This is a genomic window from Phenylobacterium aquaticum (assembly GCF_022695515.1).
Lineage (GTDB): Bacteria > Pseudomonadota > Alphaproteobacteria > Caulobacterales > Caulobacteraceae > Phenylobacterium > Phenylobacterium aquaticum.
The window spans coordinates 1-25068 of record NZ_JALDPT010000051.1 but is presented as its reverse complement, the minus strand read 5'-3'; the positions used below and the strand labels follow the sequence as shown (position 1 = coordinate 25068).

The following is a 25068-nucleotide window of genomic DNA, read 5'->3' as shown; positions in this document are numbered from 1 at the left end:
ATCACCCCGATCGCCATGGACCAGGGCCTGCGCTTCGCCATTCGCGAAGGCGGCCGGACCGTCGGCGCCGGCGTGGTGTCGAAGATCGTCGAGTAATCCGCTCCGTCATCTGACGGAACGACACAAAGATCAGGCCGCCGAGGGAAACCTCGGCGGCCTTTGCTTATGCGCAGTCAGCCGGGCCGGGGCGGGGCAGGGGCCGGCGCGCCGGTGGCGGGGTCGGTCGCGGTCTTGGACGAGCGGCTCGAGCCCTCCGCGCCCGCCGGCTCGGTGCTGGGCCGGGGCGGGACGCCGGGCTTCTGGGCGTCGTCGCGGTTGCGGGCGAGGTCTTCCGAGGCAGGCGATCGGGGCATGGTTTCCTCCTGCGACAGGAACGTCCGCCCAGCGACATTCGATCCTGCGCAGCCGCTCTTGCTCCGACGCAGGCGCGCTGCTAAACCGCGCGGCTCCGGCGATGAGCCGAGCGCGCCGGAAGGCTCAACACCTTTCCGGCGCGCTGTTCATTGTTCCGGAGACCGGCCCCGCAAGGGGAGGGTCAGTAGGAGTGTAGCTCAGCTGGTAGAGCATCGGTCTCCAAAACCGAGGGTCGTGGGTTCGAGTCCCTCCACTCCTGCCAATCTATAACTATGTAAGACCGGGGCGCGGAGGTCCGCCGCCCCTATCTAGAGAGTGTCGAGACGCCTTGATGGCCAGGAAACCGGGTTCAACGCCGCAAGCGATGAAAAATCGCGCCGCCAAGACGGCCGCGGCCATGGCGCCGGCGTCCGCCCTGGCCCAGCCGGCGGCGGCCCCCAAGAAGCGCACCAGCCCCGCCCAGTTCTTCCGGGAAGTCCGCGCCGAGGCGCGCAAGATCACCTGGACGAGCCGCAAGGAGACCTGGATCACCTCGGTGATGGTCGCCATCATGGTGGTGATGGCCTCGGCCTTCCTGTTCGGCGCGGACGCCCTGATCGGCTTCCTCGTCGGCCTGGTCCTGAAATTCGCGAAGGCGGGATAAGAGCAATGAACGCCGAGACCCAGTCCCCCGTGGCCGCCAACCCGCGCCACAAGTGGTACATCGTCCACGCCTACTCGAACTTCGAGAAGAAGGTGGCGGAGTCGATCCGTGAGCAGGCCCACAATCAGGGCCTTGACGACACCTTCTCCGATATCCTGGTGCCGACCGAGGACGTCGTCGAGATCCGCCGCGGCCGCAAGGTCAACGCCGAGCGCAAGTTCTTCCCGGGCTATGTCCTGGTGAAGATGGAGCTCACCGACGAGGCCTACCACCTCATCAAGAACACCCCGAAGGTCACCGGCTTCCTGGGTAGCCAGAACAAGCCGATGCCGGTTTCGGAAAAGGAAGTCGCGCGCATCATCGGCGCCATCGAAGAGGGCGTGGAGCGGCCGAAGCCCACCATCTCCTTCGAGATCGGCGAGCAGGTCCGCGTCACCGACGGTCCGTTCGCGAGCTTCAACGGCTCGGTCGAACAGGTCGACGAGGAGCGTGCCCGCCTGCGGGTCACCGTCTCCATCTTCGGCCGCGCCACGCCGGTCGAGCTGGAATACGGCCAGGTCGAAAAGACCGCCTGATTCCATACGTCGCTCATTCCCGCGCAGGCGGGAACCCAAGCGGCGTTCGAGGTCATCCTAGTCCCAATGGGTCCCCGCCTACGCGGGGATGAGCGGAGGCGGAGCTCGCGCGACCTTGCAAGGTTGTCTCGCGGGCCCGGCCCTGCTAAGAGCCCGCCCTTCGCCGCGCCGGGGTATCCGGTCGCGGTTCAAATCCGTGGGAGGAGCGCCAATCTCCGCACCACGGCTCAACAGACCGGATTCCGGTCAAAGAGGAGAACATGGCCAAGAAGATTCTGGGCTATATCAAGCTGCAGGTTAAGGCGGGCTCCGCCACGCCTTCGCCGCCCATCGGGCCGGCGCTCGGTCAGCGCGGCGTGAACATCATGGGCTTCTGCAAGGAGTTCAACGCGCGCACCGAGAAGGAAGTGAAGGGCACGCCCCTGCCGACGGTCATCACCGTCTATCAGGACAAGTCCTTCACCTTCATCACCAAGACCCCGCCCGCGACCCACTTCATCAAGGAAGCCCTTGGTCTGAAGTCCGGCTCCAAGGCTCCGGGCCGTGACTCGGCCGGCACCATCACCCGCTCTCAGCTGGTGGCGATCGCCGAGCAGAAGATGAAGGACCTGAACGCCAACGACATCGACGCCGCGGCCAAGATCATCGAGGGCTCGGCCCGTTCGATGGGCCTGCAGATCGTGGAGGCCTAAGCCATGAGCAAGCAAGCCAAGCGCATTCAGGCCTGGACCGGCGACCGTCTGGCCGCTCATTCCGCCACCGACGCCGTGAAGCTGGTCAAGGCCAACGCCAAGGCCAAGTTCGACGAGTCCATCGAGATCGCCGTCAATCTGGGCGTCGACCCGCGTCACGCCGACCAACAGGTCCGCGGCGTGGTCTCGCTGCCCTCGGGCACCGGTCGTGACGTGCGCGTCGCGGTCATCGCCAAGGACGCCAAGGCTGCCGAAGCCACCGCCGCCGGCGCGACGTCGTCGGCGCCGAGGACCTGGTGGAACGCATCCAGGGCGGCTTCATGGACTTCGACCGCGTGATCGCCACGCCGGACATGATGGCCCTGGTCGGCCGTCTGGGTAAGGTGCTGGGCCCGCGCGGCCTGATGCCGAACCCGCGCGTCGGCACCGTGACGCCCAACGTGGCTCAGGCCGTGAAGGACGCCAAGGGCGGCGCCATCGAGTTCCGCACCGAGAAGACCGGCATCATCCACGCCGGCATCGGCAAGGCCAGCTTCTCGGACGAAGCCATCCTGGCCAACGTCCGCGCTCTGGTCGACGCCCTGAACAAGGCCAAGCCGACCGGCGCCAAGGGCACCTACATCAAGAAGATCAGCCTCTCGTCCACCATGGGCCCGGGCTTCAAGATCGACACCGGCTCCGTCGGCGCCTGATCGATCTGATCTGAAGACTTCGGGAAGGGCGCGGCGGCGACGTCGCGCCCTTCTTCGTGTCTGGCCGCACTTGACCGGCGCCTTCGCGGACTTCACTGACGGTGAAAACCCGCTGGAGGAACTCCCATGAAACGCGCCGCCATCGTCTCCCCGATCCGCACCGCGGTGGGAAAGTTCCAGGGCAGCCTGGCCAGCATGACGGCGGGCGAGCTCGGCGCGGTGATCCTGCGCGAGCTGGTGGCGCGCACCAAGATCGACCCCAGCCGCATTGACGACGTGATCTTCGCCCAGGGCTATGGCTCGGGCGAGGCGCCCTGCATCGCCCGCTGGTCGGCGCTGGCCGCCGACCTGCCGATCTCGGTGCCGGGCTATCAGCTGGACCGCCGCTGCGGCTCGGGCCTGCAGGCGGTGATCGACGCGGCGATGATGGTCCAGACCGGCGTCGCCGACGTGGTCGTGGCCGGCGGCGTCGAGAGCATGAGCAATGTCGAGTACTACACCACCGACATGCGCAACGGCGCGCGCATGGGCTCGGTCACCATGCATGACCGCCTGCAGCGCGGCCGGGTGATGAGCCAGCCGATCGAGCGCTTCGGGGTGATCTCCGGCATGATCGAGACCGCCGACAATCTGGCGCGCGACTATCAGATCTCCCGCGAGGAATGCGACGAATACGCCGCCATGAGCCACCAGCGCGCCGCCGCCGCCTGGGCGGCCGGCAAGTTCGACGACGAGCTGGTGCCGGTCGCGGTGAAGCAGAAGAAGGGCGACCCGATCATCTTCGCCAAGGACGAGGGCGTCCGGGCTGACGCGACGCCGGAGAGCCTGGGCCAACTGCGCGCCATCGAGAAGAACGGCGTTGTCACCGCCGGCAACGCCAGCCAGCAGAACGACGCCGCCGCCGCCTGCCTGGTGGTGTCGGAGGACAAGCTGGCCGAACTGAACCTCGATCCCATGGGCTGGTTTGTCAGCTGGGCGGCCGCCGGCTGCGAGCCGTCGCGCATGGGCATCGGCCCGGTGCCGGCGGTCGAGCGCCTGTTCGCCCGCACCGGCATGGGCTGGGACGACATCGACCTCGTCGAACTGAACGAGGCCTTCGCGCCTCAGGTGCTGGCCGTGCTCAAGGGCTGGGGCTGGGACGAACGCGACCGGCTGAACGTCAACGGCTCGGGCATCAGCCTCGGCCACCCGATCGGCGCCACCGGCGGCCGCATCCTGGCCAATCTGCTGCGCGAGCTGCAGCGCCGGGACGGCAAGTACGGCCTGGAGACCATGTGCATCGGCGGCGGCCAGGGCATCGCGGCGATCTTCGAGCGGGCCTAGCGGGCGAGCGGGCAGGGGAGGCGGTCATGGAGCTCAAAGCCACCCGCTATGAGGTCGAGGATGGGATCGCCGTCGTCACCCTGGCCCGGCCCAAGCGACGCAACGCCTGGACCGGGCGGATGCACACCGAATACCGCTGGATCCTGCGGGAGGCGGATCTCGATCCCAAGGTGCGGGTGATCGTGGTCACCGGCGATCCGGAGGGGCAGGCCTTCTGCGCCGGAGCCGATCTCGGCGCGCTGGACGGTCACGCCGAGAAGGGGCGCTATGACGCCGGCACCCCGGAGGACATCGCCAATCCGGGGTTCGGTGTGGACCCGGCCTTTGACGCCAGCTTCGCCTACCACTTCGGCGTGGGGAAGCCGATCCTCGCGGCGATCAACGGCCCGGCGGCGGGCGTAGGCCTGGTGCTGGCGGCCTTCGCCGATCTGAGGTTCGCGGCAGCTGGGGCGAAGTTCACAGCGGCGCATGGCCGGTTCAACTTCCCGGCCGAGTTCGGCCTGTCCTGGGTGTTGCCCCGCATCGTCGGCCTGACCCACGCCAATGACATTCTCCTGTCCAGCCGGGTGTTCACGGCGGAGGAGGCGATGGCCATGGGCTTCCTCAACCGCCTCGTCGCGCCGGACGCCCTGATGGGCGAGGTCATGGCCTATGCGCGGATGCTGGCCGACGGGGTCGCACCCGGCTCGGCGCGGGAGACCAAACGCCAGATCTATCGCGACCTGCACCGCGACGCCGCAGCCTCCGTCCAGGCGGCCGAGCGCCTGCTGGAGGAGATGATCAAGGCCCCGGACTATCGCGAGGGCGTGAAAGCCTGGTCCGAGAAGCGCAAGGCGGTCTGGACGGGGTGAGGCATGACCGGGGCGGAGCTGACCGCGCTGCTGGCCCGGCTGTGGCCTGACCTGGAGGCGCTGAGCGAGCCCTGGGCTGTGATCGGCAGCGCCGCCATGATCCTGGCCGGGGTGGATTGGCCCGACTGCGCGGACCTCGATATCGTCACGACCGACGCGGGCGCGGCGCGCCTGGAAGGCCTCTGGGCGGCCTGGCGCAGGCCGGGTGAGCCGCCGCCGCCGAACGGCCCCTTCCGGTCGCGTTTCGCCCGGTTCGCCTTTCCGCAAGGTGCGGTGGAGACCATGGGCGACCTGGAGATCCGGGAAGCGGGCGCGTGGCGACGGCTCACGGTCCTCAGCCCGGTGCGCTTCGAGGCGGCCGGCGGCCTGTGGCCGGCGCCTGGCCTGGCCGAGCAGGCGCAAATCCTGCGCCGGTTCGGGCGTCCCAAGGACCTGGCCAAGGCGCGCCATCTCGAAGACCTGGGGAAGGGCGGTTGAGTTCCCCGGCGTTCCCGTGTAAGAGCCGCGCCTTCTATAGTTTCGCTTCTCCGCCAGGGGAAGCGGGTTGGGGGGCCAAGCCCCCCGATCCTGTCCATGAACTACGAGGTCGCCGGGGTCACCGGGGGCCGTAACGCGGGGGGAGAGCCTTCCCCCGGTCGCAGGGAGACGGGAAGATGAGGTTTCGCCGTCCGGCCGCACTGCGGCGCGGGCGTGGAGACTGCGGCTTCTCAAGGACAGGCTGATCTCAAAGCGCGGGCTTGCCTGCGCGCGAGGTCATTTTGCGGTCTCGGGAATCGTCCCGGGGCCGGACCTGAGTATGGAGACCGCAATGGACCGCGCTCAAAAGCAGGAGTTCATCGGAACGCTTAAGGGCGTCTTCGAGAACGCCGGCGCCGTGGTCGTGACCCACAATCTGGGTCTGACCGTTGCGGAAATGACCGATCTTCGGGGCCGCCTCCGCAAGGAAGGCGCCCAGCTGAAGGTGGTGAAGAACACCCTGGCTCAAAAGGCTCTGGACGGTTCGATCGGCGAGGCGGGCGACGCCCTCTTCACCGGCCCTGTCGCCATCGCCTATGCGCCGGACCCTGTCTCCGCCGCCAAGGTCGCGACCCAGTTCGCCAAGGAGAACGAGAAGCTCGCCATCATCGGCGGCTTCATGGGTCAACAGGTTCTGGACAAGTCCGGTGTGAGCGCTCTGGCGACTCTGCCGTCCCTCGACCAGCTCCGCGCCAAGATCATCGGCCTCGTGCAAGCTCCGGCGACCAAGGTCGCGGGCGTTCTGCAGGCGCCGGCGGCACAGCTCGCGCGCGTCATGTCGGCTTACGCCGCCAAAGACGCCGCCTGATCGTCATCTTCCGAACACACCCTATCAAAGGACTGAACCCAAATGTCGAAGCTTGAAAAGCTGGTCGAAGACCTCTCCGCCCTGACCGTCCTGGAAGCCGCTGAGCTGTCCAAGCTGCTGGAAGAAAAGTGGGGCGTCTCCGCCGCCGCTCCGGTCGCCGTGGCCGCCGTTGGCGGTGGCGCCGCTGCTCCGGCCGAAGCCGCCGAAGAGCAAACCGAGTTCACCGTTGTTCTGACCGCCGGCGGCGACAAGAAGATCAACGTGATCAAGGAAGTCCGCGGCGTCCGTCCGGACCTCGGCCTGAAGGAAGCCAAGGACCTGGTCGAAGGCGCTCCGCAGAACGTCGTCGAGAACGTCTCCAAGCAAGTCGCCGACGAAGTCGCCAAGAAGCTGACCGAAGCCGGCGCGACCGTCACCATCAAGTAAGATGGTCGCCGCGCGTTCGCGCGGTTGAGTAGATCGAGGGGCCGGGCGCAATCCCGGCCCCTTTTTCGTGCGCGCGATCCGGGCTTTCCTGGTCCAGGCGCCGTGCTAGGCTCGCGGTGTGGACGCGCGGCTCGCAACCCTCGATATCTTTGTCCGCGGGATCGCGGCGGGCGCCATGGCCGTCGCCGGGATCAGCTTCGCGCGCAGCCCTCTGGCCCGCCATGCGCGGATCGCCACGGCCCTGGTCAGCCTGAGCCTGATTGCCTGGCTTATCACCGAATCCCACAGCCTCTGGGCCGCGTTCGGGCGGTCCGACCTGCTGTTGCTGCCCGCCCATCCGGTCGCCGGGCTGTTCTGGCTGTTCGTGCTGGTGGTGTTCGAGGATCGGCCGTTGACCCGGGGCAATCTGGCGCCGGCCGCCCTGCTGCTGATCACAGGGGCGCTGACAGAACTGGCGCCCCTGCCGCTAAGGGACTGGATGTGGGCGGCCCGCAATGTGGCCGGGGGGCTGCTAAGCCTGCACGCCGTCTTGATCATCGCGCGGGGGTGGAGCGGGGACCTCCTGGAGACGCGGCGGCGGCTGCGGGCCCTGACCCTGGGATTCGGCGCCATGTTCGCGGTCGTCGATGTCGCCGCGGCCCTGATCTACAAGCTCGATCCCAAGGGACCGTGGATTTTGATCTCCGCCGGCCAGCCCCTGGGCGCGGCCATACTGGCCGTCCTGATGGTGGCGACCGCGGTCCTCTTCCTGCAGCCGCGCCCCTCTGTGTTCGGCGCCGTCCCGCGCCCGGCGCTCACCGTCGATCCCCGCGCCGACGCGCTCGAGCGCCAGACCCTGCAGCGGCTGAACGAGTTGATGGCCGCGGGCGGATGGCGGCGCGAGGGGCTGACCATCGGGGCGGTCGCGAGCCAGATCGAAGTTCCCGAACACCGCCTGCGCCGGCTGATCAACCAGCGGCTCGGGCATCGCAACTTCGCCGACTTCGTGAACAGCCACAGGATCGACGCCGCCAAGGCGCGGCTGGCTGATCCGGCCCAGGCCGGCGAGACGGTGGCGGCGATCGCCTTCGACCTCGGATACGGGTCGCTCGGGCCCTTCAATCGCGCCTTCCGCGCCGCGACCGGCGCGACCCCCACCGCCTGGCGCCGCCAGGCCCTGGGCGGCTCGCCGGATCTGGAAGACCCCGGCTGATTTCGGAATCGGCGAGGGGCTCGCGGAAATCGGCGAGACGCCGCGACCTGCCTCCGACCTCCTGACGGAACAACCGAAAGGGAGGTTCCATGGACGCCTTGATCCGTGACATCGGCCATCTGTGGCTGGGCAATATGACGGTGGATGTCCGTCGCTATGTGATCTTCGCCGTCGCTGTCTGGCTGGTGCTCTGGGTGGCGCTGCGCGGGGTGATGGCCGGCCGCAAGATCCGCAGCGACACGCCGCCGAACCGCCAGCTGGCCTCAGAGTTCCTCTATTCGATCCGCTCGATCGTGGTGTTTTCGACGGTGGGGATCGGGATCACCCTCATGTCCCGCGCCGGCCTCTATCCCCTGGCCGACCTCGCGCGGTCCTGGGGGCCGGTCTGGTTCTGGGTGAGCCTCGGCCTGATGATCGTCGGCCAGGACGCCTATATCTACTGGGTGCACCGGGCCATGCATCGCCCGCGCCTGTTCCGCCACACCCACCGGCGCCATCACCGCAGCAATAATCCGTCCCCGTTCACGGCCTACAGCTTCGACCTGGGCGAGGCCTTCCTGATGGTGCTGTTCGTCCTGCTCTGGCCGATGATCGTGCCGACCCCCTGGCCGGTGACCGGCCTGTTCATGCTGCACCAAATCTTCCGCAACACTCTGCTGCACGCCGGCTATGAGCTGATGCCGGCCCGCGCGGACGGCCGGCCGATGTTCGACTGGCTGACCACCAGCGTGCATCACGACCTGCACCATGGCCAGGCGGGGTGGAACTACGCGCCCTGGTTCACCTGGTGGGACCGGTGGATGGGGACGGAGCATCCCCAGTATCACGCCCGCTTCGCCGCGGTGGCAGGCAAGCCGGCCGTCGCATCCGAGGCTCCTCTCGGCCAATCGGCCTGAGGCGGTCCGCCTGGATGGCGTAAGGTGGGGCCTCGGCCAAGGAGGTCCCGCCATGCCGTCTGTCCGGAAGATCCCTTTCCCGCCCGAGAGCCGACTGCAGGCCAGGGTCGCCACGGCGACCTATCTCGACGCCTGGGAGGCCGGCCTGTCCGACGCCAGCCTGACGGCCGTCCAGATCGCCGAGCGGGCGCAGGGCACGACGCCGGCCTGGGCCGAGGGGTTGCTGCGGCTGCGCGACCGGATCGTCGGACCGCTCGGGCTCAAGACCGTCGGCCGGATCAAGGCCCGCCACCCGGCGGGCGCGGAAGGATACCAGGTCGGCGACCGCTTCAGCATCTTCACCATCGAGGCGATCGAGGCCGACGAACTGGTGCTGGTCATCGAGGACAGCCACCTGGACGTCCGGATTTCCTATCTGCGGCGAACGGGTGCGAACCCTCCGACCTATGTGGTCTCGGCCCTGGTCCAGACCCACAACCTGCTGGGGCGCATCTACATGATCCCGGTCGGGCGGTTTCACCCGTTCCTGGTGGCGACCATGATGCGCCGTCAGCCGATCTGATCAGTTGAGCTTGAAGAGCCCGTCGACGGCCTTGAACTCGGCGGGCTTGATCAGGCGGTTGTGGGCGACGGTGATGGTGTGCAGCACGCCGTCCAGCTTGTGGCTCCAGAAGTCGAGGAACTTCCTCAGGTTCGGAAACTGAGGGAACAGATCATACTCCTGCCAGATATAGCTCTGCAGCAGGGCAGGGTGATCGGGCATCCGATAGAGGATCTCGGCCGTGGTCAGGCCATAGCCCTGGATCTGCAGTTCGAACTCTGGAGACACCTTCATGCGCGCACCTTTCCTTGGCCGGGGGCGCGCCAGCGGGATCGACTCGCGCCCCATGCCCCGATCTTGTCGCGGGCTGGCGGAAAGGATCAATAGTTTCCGTGTGTTAGCGCTCGGTCGGGGTGGCTGCTGCCGGTGATGGGCGCCAAATCCCCGGGCGCCCGTGAGGTTTCTGTGAAAAGGGGGCTTCCCATCTCGAACCAGAACGCCTATTTGCCGTCCTTCGCGAAATTACGATTCGTCTCAGACGCGAGTCTTTCGCGCGCCTAAGTTCCGAGGCATGGCCCGCTACCCTCCGGCCATGCGAGGGAACGCCCCTGGCGTACAGGGGCCTCCAGCGTCCGGCGTCCCGCAAGGGACGTTCGAGGGTGGACGCGGGATCTAAAGACCTGACGCGTGGAAACCGTTCCGCACGTCGATCAAGGGAATAAAATGGCACAATCCTTCACCGGAAAGAAGCGGATCCGTTACTCTTTCGGCCGCATCCCCGAAGCCGTGCAGATGCCGAACCTGATCGAGGTTCAGCGCTCTTCCTACGAACAGTTCCTGCAGCGCGAAGTGCGCGCCGGCGAACGTCGTGACGAGGGGATCGAGGCGGTCTTCAAGTCCGTCTTCCCGATCAAGGATTTCAACGAACGCGCCGTCCTCGAATACGTCTCCTACGAGTTCGAGGAGCCGAAGTACGACGTCGAGGAATGCGTCCAGCGTGACATGACCTTCGCCGCGCCGCTGAAGGTCAAGCTGCGCCTGATCGTGTTCGAGACCGACGAAGAGACCGGCGCCCGCTCCGTGAAGGATATCAAGGAGCAGGACGTCTATATGGGCGACATCCCGCTCATGACCGACAAGGGCACCTTCATCGTCAACGGCACCCAGCGGGTCATCGTCTCGCAGATGCACCGTTCGCCGGGCGTGTTCTTCGACCACGACAAGGGCAAGACCCACTCGTCGGGCAAGCTCCTGTTCGCCGCCCGCGTCATTCCCTATCGCGGCTCCTGGCTCGACTTCGAGTTCGACGCCAAGGACATCGTCTATGTCCGCATCGACCGCCGCCGCAAGCTGCCCGCCACCACCTTCCTGATGGCGCTCGGCATGGACGGCGAGGAAATCCTCGGCACCTTTTATGACACCGTGCCCTACGAGAAGAAGCAGGGCGGCTGGGCCACCCCCTACAAGCCGGAACGCTGGCGCGGCGTGAAGCCGGACTTCGCCCTGATCGACGCCGACACCGGCGAGGAAGTCGCCCCGGCCGGCCAGAAGATCTCCGCCCGTAACGCCAAGAAGTTCGCCGACGCGGGCCTCAAGACCCTGCTGCTGGCGCCGGAAGCCCTGATGGGCCGCTACCTGGCCCGCGACCTGGTCAACTTCACCACCGGTGAGATCTACGCCGAAGCCGGCGACGAGCTCGACGTGGCGCTGCTGGCCTCGCTGGAAGAGCAGGGCTTCACCACCCTCGACGTCCTCGACGTCGACGAGGTGACCATGGGCGCCTACATGCGCAACACCCTGCGCATCGACAAGAACTCGGCCCGTGAAGACGCCTTGTTCGACATCTATCGCGTCATGCGTCCTGGCGAGCCGCCGACCGTGGAAGCGGCCGAGGCCATGTTCAAGTCGCTGTTCTTCGACGGCGAGCGCTACGACCTTTCGTCGGTCGGCCGCGTGAAGATGAACATGCGTCTGGAACTCGACTGCCCCGACGACGTCCGCGTGGTCCGCAAGGACGACGTGCTGGCGGTGCTGAAGACCCTGGTGGGTCTGCGCGACGGCCGCGGCGAAATCGACGACATCGACAACCTCGGCAACCGCCGGGTCCGTTCGGTCGGCGAACTCCTGGAAAACCAGTACCGCGTCGGCCTGCTGCGCATGGAACGCGCGATCAAGGAGCGCATGAGCTCGGTCGATATCGACACGGTCATGCCGCACGACCTGATCAACGCCAAGCCGGCGGCTGCGGCGGTGCGGGAGTTCTTCGGCTCCTCGCAGCTCTCGCAGTTCATGGACCAGACCAACCCGCTGTCGGAAATCACCCACAAGCGCCGCCTCTCGGCGCTTGGCCCGGGCGGTCTGACCCGCGAGCGCGCCGGCTTCGAAGTCCGCGACGTGCACCCGACCCACTACGGCCGGATCTGCCCCATTGAGACGCCGGAAGGCCCGAACATCGGCCTGATCAACTCGCTCGCCACCCACGCGGTGGTGAACAAGTACGGCTTCATCGAGAGCCCCTACCGCCGGATCAAGGACGGCAAGACGACCGAAGAGGTCGTCTACATGTCCGCGATGGAAGAGGCCAAGCACGTCATCGCCCAGGCCAACATCAAGCTGGAGAACGGCGAGATCGTCGAGGACCTGGTCCCCGGCCGGATCAACGGCGAACCCTCGCTGCTGCCCAAGGCCGACGTCGACCTGATGGACGTGTCGCCGAAGCAGGTCGTCTCCGTGGCCGCGTCACTGATCCCGTTCCTGGAAAACGATGACGCCAACCGCGCCCTCATGGGCTCGAACATGCAGAAGCAGGCCGTGCCGCTCATCCAGTCGGATGCGCCCCTGGTCGGCACCGGCATGGAAGCCATCGTGGCCCGCGACTCCGGCGCCGTGGTCGTCGCCCGCCGCTCCGGCGTGGTCGAGCAGATCGACGGCACGCGTATCGTCGTCCACGCGACGGAAGAGACCGATCCGACCAAGGCCGGCGTCGACATCTACCGCCTGCAGAAGTTCCAGCGCTCCAACACCTCGACCTGCATCAACCAGCGTCCGCTGGTCCGCGTGGGCGATAAGATCCAGGCCGGCGACGTCATCGCCGACGGCCCGTCGACGGAGCTCGGTGAACTGGCCCTTGGCCGGAACACCCTCGTCGCCTTCATGCCCTGGAACGGCTACAACTTCGAAGACTCGATCCTGATCTCCGAGCGGATCGTGCGCGACGACGTCTTCACCTCGATCCACCTCGAGGAATTCGAAGTCATGGCCCGCGACACCAAGCTGGGCCCGGAAGAGATCACCCGCGACATCCCGAACGTCGGCGAGGAAGCCCTGCGCAACCTCGACGAAGCCGGCATCGTGGCGATCGGCGCCGAGGTCCTGCCGGGCGACATCCTGGTCGGCAAGGTGACCCCGAAGGGCGAGAGCCCGATGACGCCGGAAGAAAAGCTCCTGCGCGCCATCTTCGGTGAAAAGGCCTCCGACGTCCGCGACACCTCCCTGCGTCTGCCCCCGGGCGTCGCCGGGACGATCGTCGAGGTCCGGGTGTTCAACCGGCACGGCGTCGACAAAGACGAACGCGCGCTCGCCATCGAACGGGCTGAAATCGACCGTCTGGGCAAGGACCGCGACGACGAGTTCGGCATCCTGAACCGCAACATGACCTCGCGTCTGCGTCAGCTGATCGTCGGCAAGACCGCCGTCTCGGGCCCCAAGGGCCTGGGCCGTGGCGAAGTCACGCTGGAGAAGCTGGAAGAGATCGCGCCCGGCCTGTGGTGGCAGATCGCGCTGGACGACGAGAAGGCCATGGGCGAGCTGGAGGCCATGCGCCGCCAGTTCGACGAGGCCCGCAAGCGTCTGGACCGCCGCTTCGAGGACAAGGTCGACAAGCTGCAGCGCGGCGACGAACTTCCGCCTGGCGTGATGAAGATGGTCAAGGTGTTCGTGGCGGTGAAGCGCAAGCTGCAGCCGGGCGACAAGATGGCCGGCCGTCACGGGAACAAGGGGGTCATCTCCAAGATCCTGCCGATCGAGGACATGCCTTACCTCGCCAACGGCACCAATGTGGACATCGTGCTGAACCCGCTGGGCGTGCCGTCGCGCATGAACGTCGGTCAGATCTTCGAAACCCACCTGGGTTGGGCGTCCGCGGGCCTCGGCAAGCAGATCTCCGACCTGCTGGAAGCCTGGCAGAACGGCGGCCAGAAGCAGGCCCTGATCGATCACCTGCGGGGCATCTATGGCCCTGACCAGGAACTGCCGGACACCGAGGAAGAACTGATCGAGCTGGCGAAGAACCTGTCCAAGGGCGTGCCCTTCGCGACCCCGGTCTTCGACGGCGCCCACATCGACGACATCGAGAACCTGCTGGAAAAGGCGGGCCTGGCCCGCTCCGGTCAGTCGATCCTGTACGATGGTCAGACCGGCGAGCAGTTCAAGCGTCCGGTCACGGTCGGCTACATCTACATGCTGAAGCTGCACCACCTGGTCGACGACAAGATCCACGCCCGGTCCATCGGTCCGTACAGCCTGGTCACCCAGCAGCCGCTGGGCGGTAAGGCCCAGTTCGGCGGTCAGCGCTTCGGGGAAATGGAAGTCTGGGCTCTGGAAGCCTACGGCGCCGCCTACACCCTGCAGGAAATGCTGACGGTGAAGTCCGACGACGTGGCTGGCCGGACCAAGGTCTACGAGAGCATCGTCCGCGGGGACGACACCTTCGAGGCCGGTATCCCGGAAAGCTTCAACGTTCTGGTCAAGGAAATGCGTTCCCTGGGCCTGAACGTGGAGTTGGAAAACAGCTAGGCGCGGTTCCTACCCGCCGCCGTCGTCACGCGAGGGGAGGGGCCCGTCAGCTCCTCCCGCTTCGCTCCTGAAAATACTGACGAACTGGATATCCAATGAACCAGGAAGTCCTGAATATCTTCAATCCGGTCCAGGCCGCTCCGACCTTTGACCGCATCCGCATCGCTCTGGCCTCGCCTGAAAAGATCCGTTCGTGGTCGTTCGGCGAGATCAAGAAGCCCGAGACCATCAATTACCGGACGTTCAAGCCCGAACGTGACGGCCTGTTCTGCGCGCGGATCTTCGGTCCGACGAAGGACTACGAGTGCCTGTGCGGCAAGTACAAGCGCATGAAGTACAAGGGCATCATCTGCGAAAAGTGCGGCGTTGAGGTGACCCTGGCCCGCGTCCGGCGCGAGCGGATGGGCCACATCGAACTGGCTTCGCCGGTCGCCCACATCTGGTTCCTGAAGTCGCTGCCCAGCCGCATCTCGATGATGCTGGACATGGCGCTGAAGGACATCGAGCGCGTCCTGTACTTTGAGTACTACATCGTCACCGAGCCGGGCCTGACCCCGCTGAAGCAGCACCAGCTGCTGTCGGAAGACGAGTACATGCGCTTCCAGGACGAGTTCGGCGACGACAGCTTCACGGCCGAGATCGGCGCCGAAGCCGTCCAGGGCCTGCTCAAGGCGCTGGACCTGCCGAAGGAAGCCGACAAGCTGCGTGAGGAGCTCCTCACCACCACGTCGGAAATGAAGCTGAAGAAGGCGTCCAAGCGCCTGAAGCTGATCGAGAGCTTCATCGAGTCCGGCAACAAGCCCGAGTGGATGGTCCTGACGGTGGTCCCGGTGATCCCGCCTGAACTGCGCCCGCTGGTGCCGCTGGACGGCGGTCGTTTCGCGACCTCCGACCTGAACGACCTCTATCGCCGGGTCATCAACCGGAACAACCGCCTGAAGCGCCTGATCGAGCTGCGCGCGCCGGACATCATCATCCGCAACGAAAAGCGGATGCTGCAGGAATCCGTCGACGCCCTGTTCGACAACGGCCGTCGCGGCCGGGTCATCACCGGCGCCAACAAGCGCCCGCTGAAGTCCCTGGCCGACATGCTGAAGGGCAAGCAGGGCCGCTTCCGTCAGAACCTGCTCGGCAAGCGCGTCGACTATTCGGGCCGCTCCGTTATCGTCGTTGGTCCCGAGCTGAAGCTGCATGAGTGCGGCCTGCCGAAGAAGATGGCGCTCGAACTGTTCAAGCCGTTCATCTATGCGCGCCTGGACGCCAAGGGCCTGTCGGGCACCGTCAAGCAGTCCAAGCGGATGGTGGAACGCGAACAACCGGCCGTCTGGGACATCCTGGACGAGGTGATCCGCGAGCACCCGATCCTGCTCAACCGCGCGCCGACCCTGCACCGTCTGGGCATCCAGGCGTTCGAGCCCAAGCTGATCGAGGGCAAGGCCATCCAGCTTCACCCGCTGGTCTGCGCCGCCTTCAACGCCGACTTCGACGGCGACCAGATGGCCGTCCACGTGCCGCTCTCGCTGGAAGCCCAGCTGGAAGCGCGCGTGCTGATGATGAGCACCAACAACATCCTGTCGCCCGCCAATGGTCGCCCGATCATCGTGCCGTCGCAGGATATCGTTCTGGGCCTCTATTATCTGTCCCTGGCCAAGGACGGCGAGCCGGGCGAGGGCAAGGCCTTCGCTGATCTCGGTGAAATCGACGCGGCGCTCGACGCCGGCGTGGTCTCGCTGCACTCCAAGATCAAGGCGCGCCACACCGAGATGAACGCCGACGGCGTTCTGGTCCGCAAGGTGATCGACACGACGCCTGGCCGGATGAAGATCGTCGCCCTGTTCCCGCATCACCCTGCGGTTGGTCACCGGCTTCTCGAGAAGAACCTGACCAAGAAGGAAATCGGCAATCTGATCGACACCGTCTATCGGCACTGCGGTCAGAAGGCGACGGTGATCTTCGCCGACCAGATGATGGGCCTGGGCTTCAAGGAAGCGGCCAAGGCCGGCATCTCCTTCGGCAAGGACGACATCGTCATTCCGGAACGCAAGAAGCCGATCGTGGCCGAGACCCGTGCGCTGGTCGAGGAATACGAGCAGCAGTACGCCGACGGCCTGATCACCAAGGGCGAGAAGTACAACAAGGTCGTTGACGCCTGGGCCAAGGCCACCGACCGCGTCGCCGACGAGATGATGCTCGAGATCTCCACCGCGGAGCGTGACGCCGTCACGGGCCGTGAGAACGAGATCAACTCGATCTTCATGATGGCCAACTCCGGCGCCCGCGGTTCGCAGGCCCAGATGAAGCAGCTCGGCGGGATGCGCGGCCTGATGGCCAAGCCGTCCGGCGAGATCATCGAGACCCCGATCATCTCGAACTTCAAGGAAGGCCTGACCGTTCAGGAGTACTTCAACTCCACCCACGGCGCCCGTAAGGGCCTGGCCGACACCGCGCTGAAGACCGCCAACTCGGGTTACCTGACCCGTCGTCTGGTGGACGTGGCGCAGGACTGCATCATCAACGAGGAAGACTGCGGCACCACCCGGGGCATCACCCTGCGGGCCGTGGTCGAGGGCGGCGACGTCCTCGTCTCGCTGGGCCTGCGCGTCCTGGGCCGTTCGGCCGGCGAGGACATCAAGGATCCGAACACCGGCGAGATCATCATCCCCGCCGACACCTATCTCGATGAAGACATGTGCGAAGTCATCGAGAACGCCGGCGTCCAGTCGGTGAAGGTGCGCTCGATCCTGACCTGCGAAGCCAAGAACGGCGTCTGCGCGACCTGCTACGGCCGCGACCTGGCCCGCGGCACCCCGGTGAACATCGGCGAAGCGGTCGGCGTCATCGCCGCCCAATCGATCGGCGAGCCGGGCACCCAGCTGACCATGCGGACCTTCCACATCGGCGGCACCGCCCAGGTGGCCGAGCAGTCCTTCTTCGAAAGCACCAACAATGGTGTGGTGAAGATCTCGGGCGGCAACACCGTGGTGGCGCCGGACGGCGAACTGATCTGCATGAGCCGCAACCTGCAGCTCGTCGTTCAGGTCGATGGCAAGGATCGCGAAGCCTACAAGCCGCCCTACGGCGCGCGCCTGAAGGTTCGGGACGGCGACAAGGTCAAGCGCGGCCAGCGTCTGGCCGAGTGGGACCCCTATTCGACCCCGATCATCACCGAAGTCGGCGGCCGCATCCGGTTCGAAGACCTGGTGGAAAACGTCTCCGTCCGCGAGGAAGCCGACGAAGCCACTGGCATCTCCAATCGCGTGGTTATCGACTGGCGCGCCTCGACCAAGGGCACGGACCTGCGTCCGTCCATGGCCGTGCTCGACGCCGACGGCGCCTACAAGCGCATCTCCAACGGCGGTGAAGCCCGCTACCTGCTGCCGGTGGGGGCCATTCTCTCCGTCGGCGACGGCGACGAGATCAAGCCGGGCGAAGTGCTGGCCCGTATGTCGACCGAAAGCGCCAAGACCCGGGACATCACCGGTGGTCTGCCGCGCGTCGCCGAACTCTTCGAAGCCCGCCGTCCGAAGGATTGCGCGGTCATCGCCGAGATGGACGGCCGCGTCGAATTCGGTCGCGACTACAAGAACAAGCGCCGCATCAAGATCACCCCGGAAGACGGTGGCGAGGCGGTCGAGTTCCTGATCCCGAAGGGCAAGCACATCGCCGTCCACGACGGGGACATCATCCGCAAGGGCGAGTACCTGATCGACGGCAACCCGGACCCGCACGATATCCTGCGCATTCAGGGCATCGAGGCGCTGGCCGAGTTCCTGGTGGACGAGATCCAGGAGGTCTATCGCCTCCAGGGCGTGCCGATTAACGACAAGCACATCGAGACGATCGTTCGTCAGATGCTGCAGAAGGTCGAGATCCTCGAGCCGGGCGACACCGGCCTGCTCAAGGGCGATCACCTCGATAAGATCGAAGTGGACGACGAGAACGCCAAGGCGGAGGCCCGTGGCGGCCGCCCGGCGCTCACCCAGCCCGTGCTGCTCGGCATCACCAAGGCGTCCCTGCAGACCCGCAGCTTCATCTCCGCGGCGTCCTTCCAGGAAACGACCCGCGTGCTGACCGAAGCTTCGGTGCAGGGCAAGACCGACACCCTGGAAGGGCTGAAGGAGAACGTGATCGTGGGCCGCCTGATCCCGGCGGGCACGGGCTCGTATCTGCGCAACCTCCAGCGGATCGCCGCCAAGCGGGACGAGGCGCTCAGCGCCAGCCGCGAAGAGGCGATGGAGCCCCTGCCGGAAGCCATCGCCATCGAGGCGGCGGCCGAGACCGTCGAGGGCTGATCGCCTTCGACGTGACGTCCAGACCTGCGAACGGCCCGGGAGCGATCTCGGGCCGTTTTCTTATGCGGCGGGCGGTGGAAATTCGGCGTCCGGGGCGGGACGTTTGATCTGAGTCAAAGGTGACGGAGGCGTCACCTTTAGAGTGTGACTCGTGTTCCGGCGACGCCGCCGGACAATCAGATCCGACCCCCACTGAACCCCGCGTCTTCTCCAGGACGCGGGTCTTTTTTTTGCGCGGAGTTGCAGAAATTTCCCTCACTCTCGAAGCTTGTGTCCGGGCTGAGGTCTCGATAGCGTCCGCCAGCTAGCGTTGTGCGGGGGACATCTTGAAGCTGCTTTTCATGGGGGCGGCTCTAGCCGTCGCGCTCAATGGCGTCTCATTGGCACAGACTCCGCCGCCGGCCTCCGCCTTCGGGCGACAGCCCAGCGTATATGACGCGGCCATCTCGCCGAATGGCCAGACCATCGCCATTTTAGGCGGCACGCCAGAGGTGCGAACCCTGAGCTTCGCCAAGATCGATCAGCCCGATCTGCCCCTCCTGGGATTGGGGGACGTGGAACCGGAGGACGTGATCTGGGCGGGGAACGACCACGCCATCGTCAGGATCGCCAAATGGGATCAGGTGGGGTCTAAGGCGTCGTACCGCTTCGAGCGAAACCTTACCGTCGACACCAAGGCCCACGTCGTGACGCAGCTGCTCCAGGGGGACATGGCGTCCCAGGCGCTGGTGCGGCAGCGCGTCTTCCAGATCACCGAAGGGCCGGCCCCGCAGGCGATGATGATCGGGGTTCGCGTGTCATCCGGGCCGGAGGGATCCAACAATACCCACCTGAAACGCAAGGGCGAGGAACGCATATTCGTGCCAGCCCTCATTCGGGTCGATCCTCTCACGGGTAAGGGCGCCCTGGTCGAACTTGGCGATTTCGACACAGCCGGCTGGGACGTCGATCTGTCCGGCGAGGTCCGCGTCCGCGAGGATGTCGATGAGCTGACGCACAAATACGCGCTTTACGGTCGCGCCAAGGGCGGGAGCCAATGGACGCCAATCCTTCCGAGCCAGGACCTCTCCGCGCGCGCAAGCTTTCGAGGTTACTCCGCGCCTGACGATGCGGTGTATCTGCTCCACGACGAGGGGGGCGTGGCCCAGATGACGCGCCGCCGGCTTTCCGATGGCGAGGTGCGGCCGGTCGGCGCTCCGGTGCGTGGATCAGTGGCCCTGGTCTGGGACCGCGCAAAGGCGACGGCGGTCGGGCTCGTCCCTGGCGGACAGGGCGGGGCCACGGAGTGGCTCGATCCCGACCTGGGCGCAGCCGCTGCCACGCTGTCGAAGGTCTTCAAGGGCTTGAACGCCGATCCAGTCAGCTGGTCCGTGGATCGCAGCAGGTTGCTGGTCAGAGTCAGCGGCGGGGCGACCCCGCCGCAGTGGTATCTCTTCGACCGGACGAAAAAGGAAATCTCGCCGCTAGGAGAGAGCTACCCCGAGCTGAAGGGCGTCACCTTTGGTCTGACAAAGGTCCTGAACTACAAGGCCCGCGACGGGCTCGACATGCTGGCCTATCTGACGCTGCCGCCAGGCGCCAAGGACGTCGGGGCCCATCTGCCTCTCGTCGTGCTTCCGCGCGGTGCCCCAGGCGGCCAGGACGCCGACGACTTCGATTGGCTGACCCAATACATTGCGACGCGGGGATATGCGGTCCTGAGGCCGCAGTTCCGGGGGGCGGCGGGCTTTGGTTCGGCCTTCGAAAAGGCCGGTCATGGCGAATGGGGCGGCAAGGTTCAGACCGATCTGCTGGACGCCATCGCCGCGGCCGCCGCCACCGGCGAGATAGATCCGGCAAGGGTGTGCATCGTTGGGCGGAGCTTCGGGGGGTATGAGGCCTTGGCGGGGGCGGCGCTGCATCCGGAAGCCTATCGATGCGCCGTCTCCATCGGCGGTCTGGTCGACATTGGCCAGCTCAACAACCAGGCGGTTCATGGCTACGGCGCCGACAGCGTCGGGCTGGGCGCCTGGCTCCGGGCGATTGGCGAGGCCAGCCTGGCCCAGGTCAAGGCGACGTCGCCCGTGGATCAGGCGGCGAACATCCGGGCGCCAATCCTGCTGATGCATGGCGAACACGACACCGTGGCGCCTCCGGCTCAATCCAAGGCGATGGCGGAGGCCTTGAAGGCGTCAGGCCGGCCGGCGGAGTACATCGTGCTGCCGGGGGCCGACCACTATCTCATGCAGTCTGCGACCCGCACTCAGATGCTCGAGACGCTTGGGGCGTTCCTGGCCAAGAACCTGCCGGTCACTCCCTAGAACGGGATCTTGCCCTCGTGCGGGAAGCCGCCCAGGCCGGTCAGGCCTCCGGGGGCGTCGGAGGGGGCCAGGCCCGGGGCGAGGGGGGCGTCGCGGTACTTGATGTAGCGATCCTTGGCGGCGGCCGCGGCGTCCAACTGGGCCTGCTTCTCCTTGCTGAGGCCCAGGCCCTTGTAGGCGGCCTGGCGCGCACCGGCGCCCAGCTGCTCCAGACAGCGATCGCGGTCGGCCTGGGTCATGCCGGGCAGGTCGGGGGTGGCGCAGCCGACGCCCCCCTTGCGCAGGACCATACCCAGCGAGGCCTGGCCGGCGCCGGGCAGGGGGGCGGGGTGATCGGCGGCGCCCACGCCGGTCATCAGGCCCGGCGCGCCGTGGGGCGACACAACGGGCGCAGCGTAGATCGGCGCCACGGGAGAGGCGCCCTCCAGCGGGCGGCTGATCCGGGCCCGCAGCGGCGCGCGGGCGCGACGCCCCTTGGCGTCCGGCTCGAAGAGATAGAACGGGGCCAGGGTGACGTCGAGGATCGGCGGGGGCAGGGCAGGGCCCCTGAGCGTCGGACGCTGCAGCGCCAAGAGGCCCAGCAGCCCCAGGTGCAGGGCCGCGGACACCGCCACGACGGCGGTGATCCGACGACGGTCGGAACTCCCCATGGCGTGTCCCCTCCGACCCCCAAACCCGAGCTTGACCCTTTCGGGCGGGCGGGGCCATTTCATGGCGGAAACCGGGCGCGGGCGCGGTTGTTACCGCGCCGTTGACGTCACAGGCCTTCCCGAGTATGAACCGCGCTCCTTTCGAGGCCGGGGAGTCGTCCCTGGTCCCGATGAATGGTTCGTCCCTTCCAGGACGTCCTGACCCGCCGGAACGCAAACCATCGCGCGCCGGCGAGTTTTTGCGTTCATCGGGGGGCTTCGAAACCTAAGTCAACACCGACCCCATCGAGGCGCCACGGCCAAACGGCACACGCCTCCAGAGCAGAGATTAGATGCCAACAGTCAACCAGCTCATCCGCAAGCCCCGGCAGAACAAGCCGGTGCGCAACAAGGTGCCGGCCCTTAAGGGCTGCCCCCAGCGCCGTGGTGTTTGCACCCGCGTCTATACGACGACCCCGAAGAAGCCGAACTCCGCGCTTCGTAAGGTCGCCAAGGTGCGTCTGACCACCGGCATCGAAGCGGTGTGCTACATCCCGGGCGAAGGCCACAATCTGCAGGAGCACTCCGTCGTGCTCATCCGCGGCGGCCGGGTTAAGGACCTTCCGGGTGTCCGCTATCACATCCTGCGCGGCGTGCTCGACACCCAAGGGGTCAAGGACCGCAAGCAGCGCCGTTCGCTCTACGGCGCCAAGCGTCCTAAGTAAGGAAGAAGAAGAATGTCCCGCCGCCGCCGCGCTGAGAAACGTGAAGTCCTGCCGGATCCCAAGTTCGGGGATCTGACCGTCACGAAGTTCATGAACTATGTGATGTACGAGGGCAAAAAGGCCGTCGCCGAAAACATCATCTATGGCGCCTTCGACATCCTCGAAGCCAAGCGCAAGGACCAGGGTCCCCTGGAAACCTTCCACTCGGCCCTGGAAAACGTCGCGCCTGCGATCGAGGTCCGCTCCCGCCGGGTCGGCGGCGCCACCTATCAGGTGCCCGTCGAAGTTCGTCCCGATCGCCGCAAGGCGCTCGCCATCCGTTGGCTCGTGACCGCGGCGCGCAAGCGCGGCGAGAACACCATGACCGACAAGCTGGCCGGCGAACTGCTCGACGCGGCGTCCAACCGCGGTTCGGCCGTCAAGAAGCGTGAAGACACGCACAAGATGGCCGAAGCCAACCGGGCCTTCTCGCACTACCGCTGGTAACACCAGCACATCCATCGCTTCACGGCGCGGGCGGTTTAGGCTAAACCGCCCGCGCTGTCCGTTCTGACATCCCCGAACGCTATTACCAGCAGAGCTTCCGCTATGCCCCGCGCGCACAAAATCGAAGACTACCGCAACTTCGGCATCATGGCCCACATCGACGCGGGCAAGACGACGACGACGGAGCGGATTCTCTATTACACCGGCAAGAGCCACAAGATCGGCGAAGTCCATGATGGCGCGGCCACCATGGACTGGATGGACCAGGAACAGGAACGCGGCATCACGATCACGTCGGCCGCGACGACTGCGTTCTGGAACGAAAAGCGCCTGAACATCATCGACACCCCCGGCCACGTGGACTTCACCATTGAAGTCGAACGTTCGCTGCGCGTGCTCGACGGCGCCGTGACGGTGCTGGACGGCAACGCCGGTGTCGAACCGCAGACCGAGACCGTCTGGCGTCAGGCCGACAAGTACAAGGTTCCGCGGATCGTGTTCGTCAACAAGATGGACAAGATCGGCGCCGACTTCGACAAGTCGGTGGAATCCATCCGCGACCGTCTGGGCGCGAAGGCGGTTCCGATCCAGTTCCCGATCGGTTCGGAAACGAACCTGAAGGGCCTGGTCGACCTGGTCCGCATGAAGGCCGTGATCTGGGACAATGACGGCCTGGGCGCGAACTTCCACGACGAAGAGATTCCGGCCGACCTGCAGGCCAAGGCCGAGGAAGCTCGCCACTACCTGATCGAGAACGCCGTCGAACTCGACGACGAGGCGATGGAAGCCTATCTCGGCGGCGAAGAGCCCTCGGAAGCCACCATCAAGAAGTGCATCCGCAAGGCCGTGCTGACCGGCGCCTTCTATCCGATCCTCTGCGGCTCGGCCTTCAAGAACAAGGGCGTGCAGCCCCTGCTCGACGCCGTCGTCGACTATCTGCCCTCGCCGGTGGACATTCCGCCGACCGTCGGCATCGACTTCAAGACGGAAGAGCCGATCGTCCGTCATGCCTCCGACGACGAACCGCTGTCGGTCCTGGCGTTCAAGATCATGGACGACCCCTTCGTGGGCTCGCTGACCTTCTGCCGCATCTATTCGGGCAAGCTCGAAACCGGCATGGGCCTGATGAACTCGACGCGCGACAAGCGCGAGCGGGTCGGCCGCATGCTGCTGATGCACTCCAACAACCGGGAAGACATCAAGGAAGCCTTCGCCGGCGACATCGTCGCCCTGGCGGGCCTGAAGGACACCCGGACCGGCGACACCCTGTGCGACCCCAACAAGTCGCCGGTGATCCTGGAAAAGATGGAGTTCCCGGCCCCGGTCATCGAGATCGCCGTCGAGCCCAAGTCCAAGGCTGACCAGGAAAAGCTGGGCGTCGCCCTGCAGAAGCTGGCCGCCGAGGATCCGTCCTTCACCGTCTCCACCGACCATGAGTCGGGCCAGACGATCCTGAAGGGCATGGGCGAGCTGCACCTGGACATCAAGATCGACATCCTGAAGCGGACCTACAAGGTCGAAGCCAATATCGGCGCGCCGCAGGTGGCCTATCGTGAGAGCCTGGGCCGCAAGGCCGAGATCGACTACACCCACAAGAAGCAGACCGGCGGTACGGGCCAGTTCGCCCGCGTCAAGCTGGTGTTCGAACCGGGCGAGCCGGGTTCGGGCTTCGTGTTCGAAAGCTCCATCGTGGGCGGCGCGGTTCCCAAGGAATACGTCCCCGGCGTGGAAAAGGGCCTGCTGTCGGTCAAGGACAACGGCCTGCTCGCCGGCTTCCCGCTGATCGACTTCAAGGCGACCCTGATCGACGGCGCCTACCACGACGTCGACTCCTCGGTTCTGGCCTTCGAAATCGCCTCGCGCGCGGCCTTCAAGGAGCTCGTGAAAAGGGCGCCCCGAAGCTGCTCGAGCCGATCATGGCCGTCGAGGTCGTGACCCCGGAAGAGTATCTGGGCTCCGTCATCGGCGACCTGAACGGCCGTCGCGGCATGATCCAAGGCCAGGACGTCCGCGGCAACGCGACCGTCGTCAACGCCTTCGTGCCGCTGGCGAACATGTTCGGCTATGTGAACACCCTGCGGGGCATGTCTCAGGGCCGGGCGCAATTCACGATGCAATACGACCACTACGATCCGGTGCCGCAACACGTCGCCGACGAAGTGATCAAGAAGTACGCCTAACCCCAACCCTAGTTTAGAGGACAAGCCCGGACAGGGCTGGAGCTTGAAATGGCTAAAGAGAAGTTTGAACGCACTAAGCCGCACTGCAACATCGGCACGATTGGTCACGTTGACCATGGGAAGACGACGCTGACGGCTGCGATCACCATCACG

The 25068-nt window shown here is 66.2% G+C and carries 21 protein-coding genes, 1 tRNA gene and 2 pseudogenes; 21 read left to right on the top strand and 3 right to left on the bottom strand.

From position 1 onward, the window contains the following. On the top strand, positions 1-96 hold a 96-nt coding region (locus tag MQH10_RS24080; RefSeq protein WP_242562802.1), incomplete at its 5' end, for an EF-Tu C-terminal domain-related protein. Positions 97-173: 77 nt separating this feature from the next. Here MQH10_RS24080 and MQH10_RS24075 read toward each other — a convergent pair. Next, positions 174-353 carry a hypothetical protein gene (locus MQH10_RS24075; RefSeq protein ID WP_242566520.1) on the bottom strand — a complete coding sequence of 60 codons (180 nt, stop codon included), beginning with the start codon at positions 351-353 and terminating at the stop codon, positions 174-176. A 187-nt stretch (positions 354-540) separates the two neighbouring features. Here MQH10_RS24075 and MQH10_RS24070 point away from each other — a divergent pair. The 13 genes and pseudogenes from MQH10_RS24070 (at position 541) to MQH10_RS24010 (ending at position 9530) form a co-directional block, all read left to right on the top strand. Continuing rightward, positions 541-616: transfer RNA gene (locus MQH10_RS24070), tRNA-Trp, on the top strand. A 69-nt stretch (positions 617-685) separates the two neighbouring features. Beyond that, entirely contained in the window at positions 686-997 is a 312-nt protein-coding gene (gene secE, locus MQH10_RS24065) for a preprotein translocase subunit SecE (protein WP_242566519.1), read from the top strand. A gap of 5 nt (positions 998-1002) precedes the next feature. Further along, on the top strand, positions 1003-1572 hold the full coding sequence (gene nusG, locus MQH10_RS24060) for a transcription termination/antitermination protein NusG (RefSeq protein WP_242566518.1): 570 nt from the start codon (positions 1003-1005) through the stop codon (positions 1570-1572). 260 nt (positions 1573-1832) lie between these two features. Continuing rightward, a complete protein-coding gene (rplK, locus tag MQH10_RS24055) occupies positions 1833-2264 on the top strand; it encodes a 50S ribosomal protein L11 (protein WP_242566517.1) in 432 nt (143 codons plus the stop codon). A 3-nt stretch (positions 2265-2267) separates the two neighbouring features. Continuing rightward, a pseudogene (rplA, locus tag MQH10_RS24050) lies at positions 2268-2956 on the top strand (50S ribosomal protein L1). Positions 2957-3082: 126 nt separating this feature from the next. After that, on the top strand, positions 3083-4279 hold the full coding sequence (locus MQH10_RS24045) for an acetyl-CoA C-acetyltransferase (RefSeq protein ID WP_242566516.1): 1197 nt from the start codon (positions 3083-3085) through the stop codon (positions 4277-4279). Between the two features lie 26 nt (positions 4280-4305). Next, a complete protein-coding gene (locus MQH10_RS24040; RefSeq protein WP_242566515.1) occupies positions 4306-5130 on the top strand; it encodes an enoyl-CoA hydratase-related protein in 825 nt (274 codons plus the stop codon). A gap of 3 nt (positions 5131-5133) precedes the next feature. After that, positions 5134-5607: a nucleotidyltransferase family protein gene (locus MQH10_RS24035; RefSeq protein ID WP_242566514.1), complete on the top strand. Its 474-nt coding sequence runs from the start codon at positions 5134-5136 to the stop codon at positions 5605-5607. A 331-nt stretch (positions 5608-5938) separates the two neighbouring features. After that, the gene (gene rplJ, locus MQH10_RS24030; protein ID WP_242566513.1) at positions 5939-6454 is read left to right on the top strand and encodes a 50S ribosomal protein L10; all 516 of its coding nucleotides are present in this window, start codon (positions 5939-5941) and stop codon (positions 6452-6454) included. 42 nt (positions 6455-6496) lie between these two features. After that, complete coding sequence (gene rplL / locus MQH10_RS24025) at positions 6497-6880, top strand: 50S ribosomal protein L7/L12 (protein WP_242566512.1); 384 nt, start codon at positions 6497-6499, stop codon at positions 6878-6880. Between the two features lie 175 nt (positions 6881-7055). Further along, the gene (locus MQH10_RS24020; protein WP_242566511.1) at positions 7056-8072 is read left to right on the top strand and encodes a helix-turn-helix domain-containing protein; all 1017 of its coding nucleotides are present in this window, start codon (positions 7056-7058) and stop codon (positions 8070-8072) included. An 89-nt stretch (positions 8073-8161) separates the two neighbouring features. Then, positions 8162-8968: a sterol desaturase family protein gene (locus MQH10_RS24015; RefSeq protein WP_242566510.1), complete on the top strand. Its 807-nt coding sequence runs from the start codon at positions 8162-8164 to the stop codon at positions 8966-8968. A 52-nt stretch (positions 8969-9020) separates the two neighbouring features. After that, on the top strand, positions 9021-9530 hold the full coding sequence (locus MQH10_RS24010) for a DUF2867 domain-containing protein (protein ID WP_242566509.1): 510 nt from the start codon (positions 9021-9023) through the stop codon (positions 9528-9530). Here the strand turns inward: MQH10_RS24010 and MQH10_RS24005 are convergent, their stop codons facing one another. Continuing rightward, positions 9531-9803 carry an usg protein gene (locus MQH10_RS24005; RefSeq protein WP_242566508.1) on the bottom strand — a complete coding sequence of 91 codons (273 nt, stop codon included), beginning with the start codon at positions 9801-9803 and terminating at the stop codon, positions 9531-9533. It lies immediately after the preceding gene. Between the two features lie 429 nt (positions 9804-10232). On the opposite strand from MQH10_RS24005, the gene rpoB reads away from it, so the two are divergent. From rpoB to MQH10_RS23990, 3 genes are all read left to right on the top strand, one after another. Further along, a complete protein-coding gene (gene rpoB, locus MQH10_RS24000; protein WP_242566507.1) occupies positions 10233-14303 on the top strand; it encodes a DNA-directed RNA polymerase subunit beta in 4071 nt (1356 codons plus the stop codon). 95 nt (positions 14304-14398) lie between these two features. Next, a complete protein-coding gene (gene rpoC, locus MQH10_RS23995; RefSeq protein WP_242566506.1) occupies positions 14399-18595 on the top strand; it encodes a DNA-directed RNA polymerase subunit beta' in 4197 nt (1398 codons plus the stop codon). A gap of 326 nt (positions 18596-18921) precedes the next feature. After that, positions 18922-20895 carry an alpha/beta hydrolase family protein gene (locus MQH10_RS23990; protein ID WP_242566505.1) on the top strand — a complete coding sequence of 658 codons (1974 nt, stop codon included), beginning with the start codon at positions 18922-18924 and terminating at the stop codon, positions 20893-20895. On the opposite strand, the gene MQH10_RS23985 is transcribed toward MQH10_RS23990, so the two are convergent. Beyond that, positions 20892-21545 (bottom strand): hypothetical protein, encoded by a 654-nt coding sequence (locus MQH10_RS23985; protein ID WP_242566504.1) that lies wholly within the window; start codon positions 21543-21545, stop codon positions 20892-20894. The two genes, MQH10_RS23990 and MQH10_RS23985, sit on opposite strands and share 4 nt — an antisense overlap. A gap of 332 nt (positions 21546-21877) precedes the next feature. Between MQH10_RS23985 and rpsL the strand changes: the two genes are divergently transcribed. The 4 genes and pseudogenes from rpsL to MQH10_RS23965 all read left to right on the top strand — a co-directional run. Beyond that, positions 21878-22249 (top strand): 30S ribosomal protein S12, encoded by a 372-nt coding sequence (gene rpsL, locus MQH10_RS23980; RefSeq protein WP_111278705.1) that lies wholly within the window; start codon positions 21878-21880, stop codon positions 22247-22249. Between the two features lie 12 nt (positions 22250-22261). Next, positions 22262-22735 carry a 30S ribosomal protein S7 gene (gene rpsG / locus MQH10_RS23975; RefSeq protein ID WP_242566503.1) on the top strand — a complete coding sequence of 158 codons (474 nt, stop codon included), beginning with the start codon at positions 22262-22264 and terminating at the stop codon, positions 22733-22735. 102 nt (positions 22736-22837) lie between these two features. Beyond that, a pseudogene (gene fusA, locus MQH10_RS23970) lies at positions 22838-24915 on the top strand (elongation factor G). Between the two features lie 48 nt (positions 24916-24963). Beyond that, a partial coding sequence (locus tag MQH10_RS23965) for a GTP-binding protein (RefSeq protein ID WP_242565071.1) occupies positions 24964-25068 on the top strand: 105 nt, incomplete at its 3' end.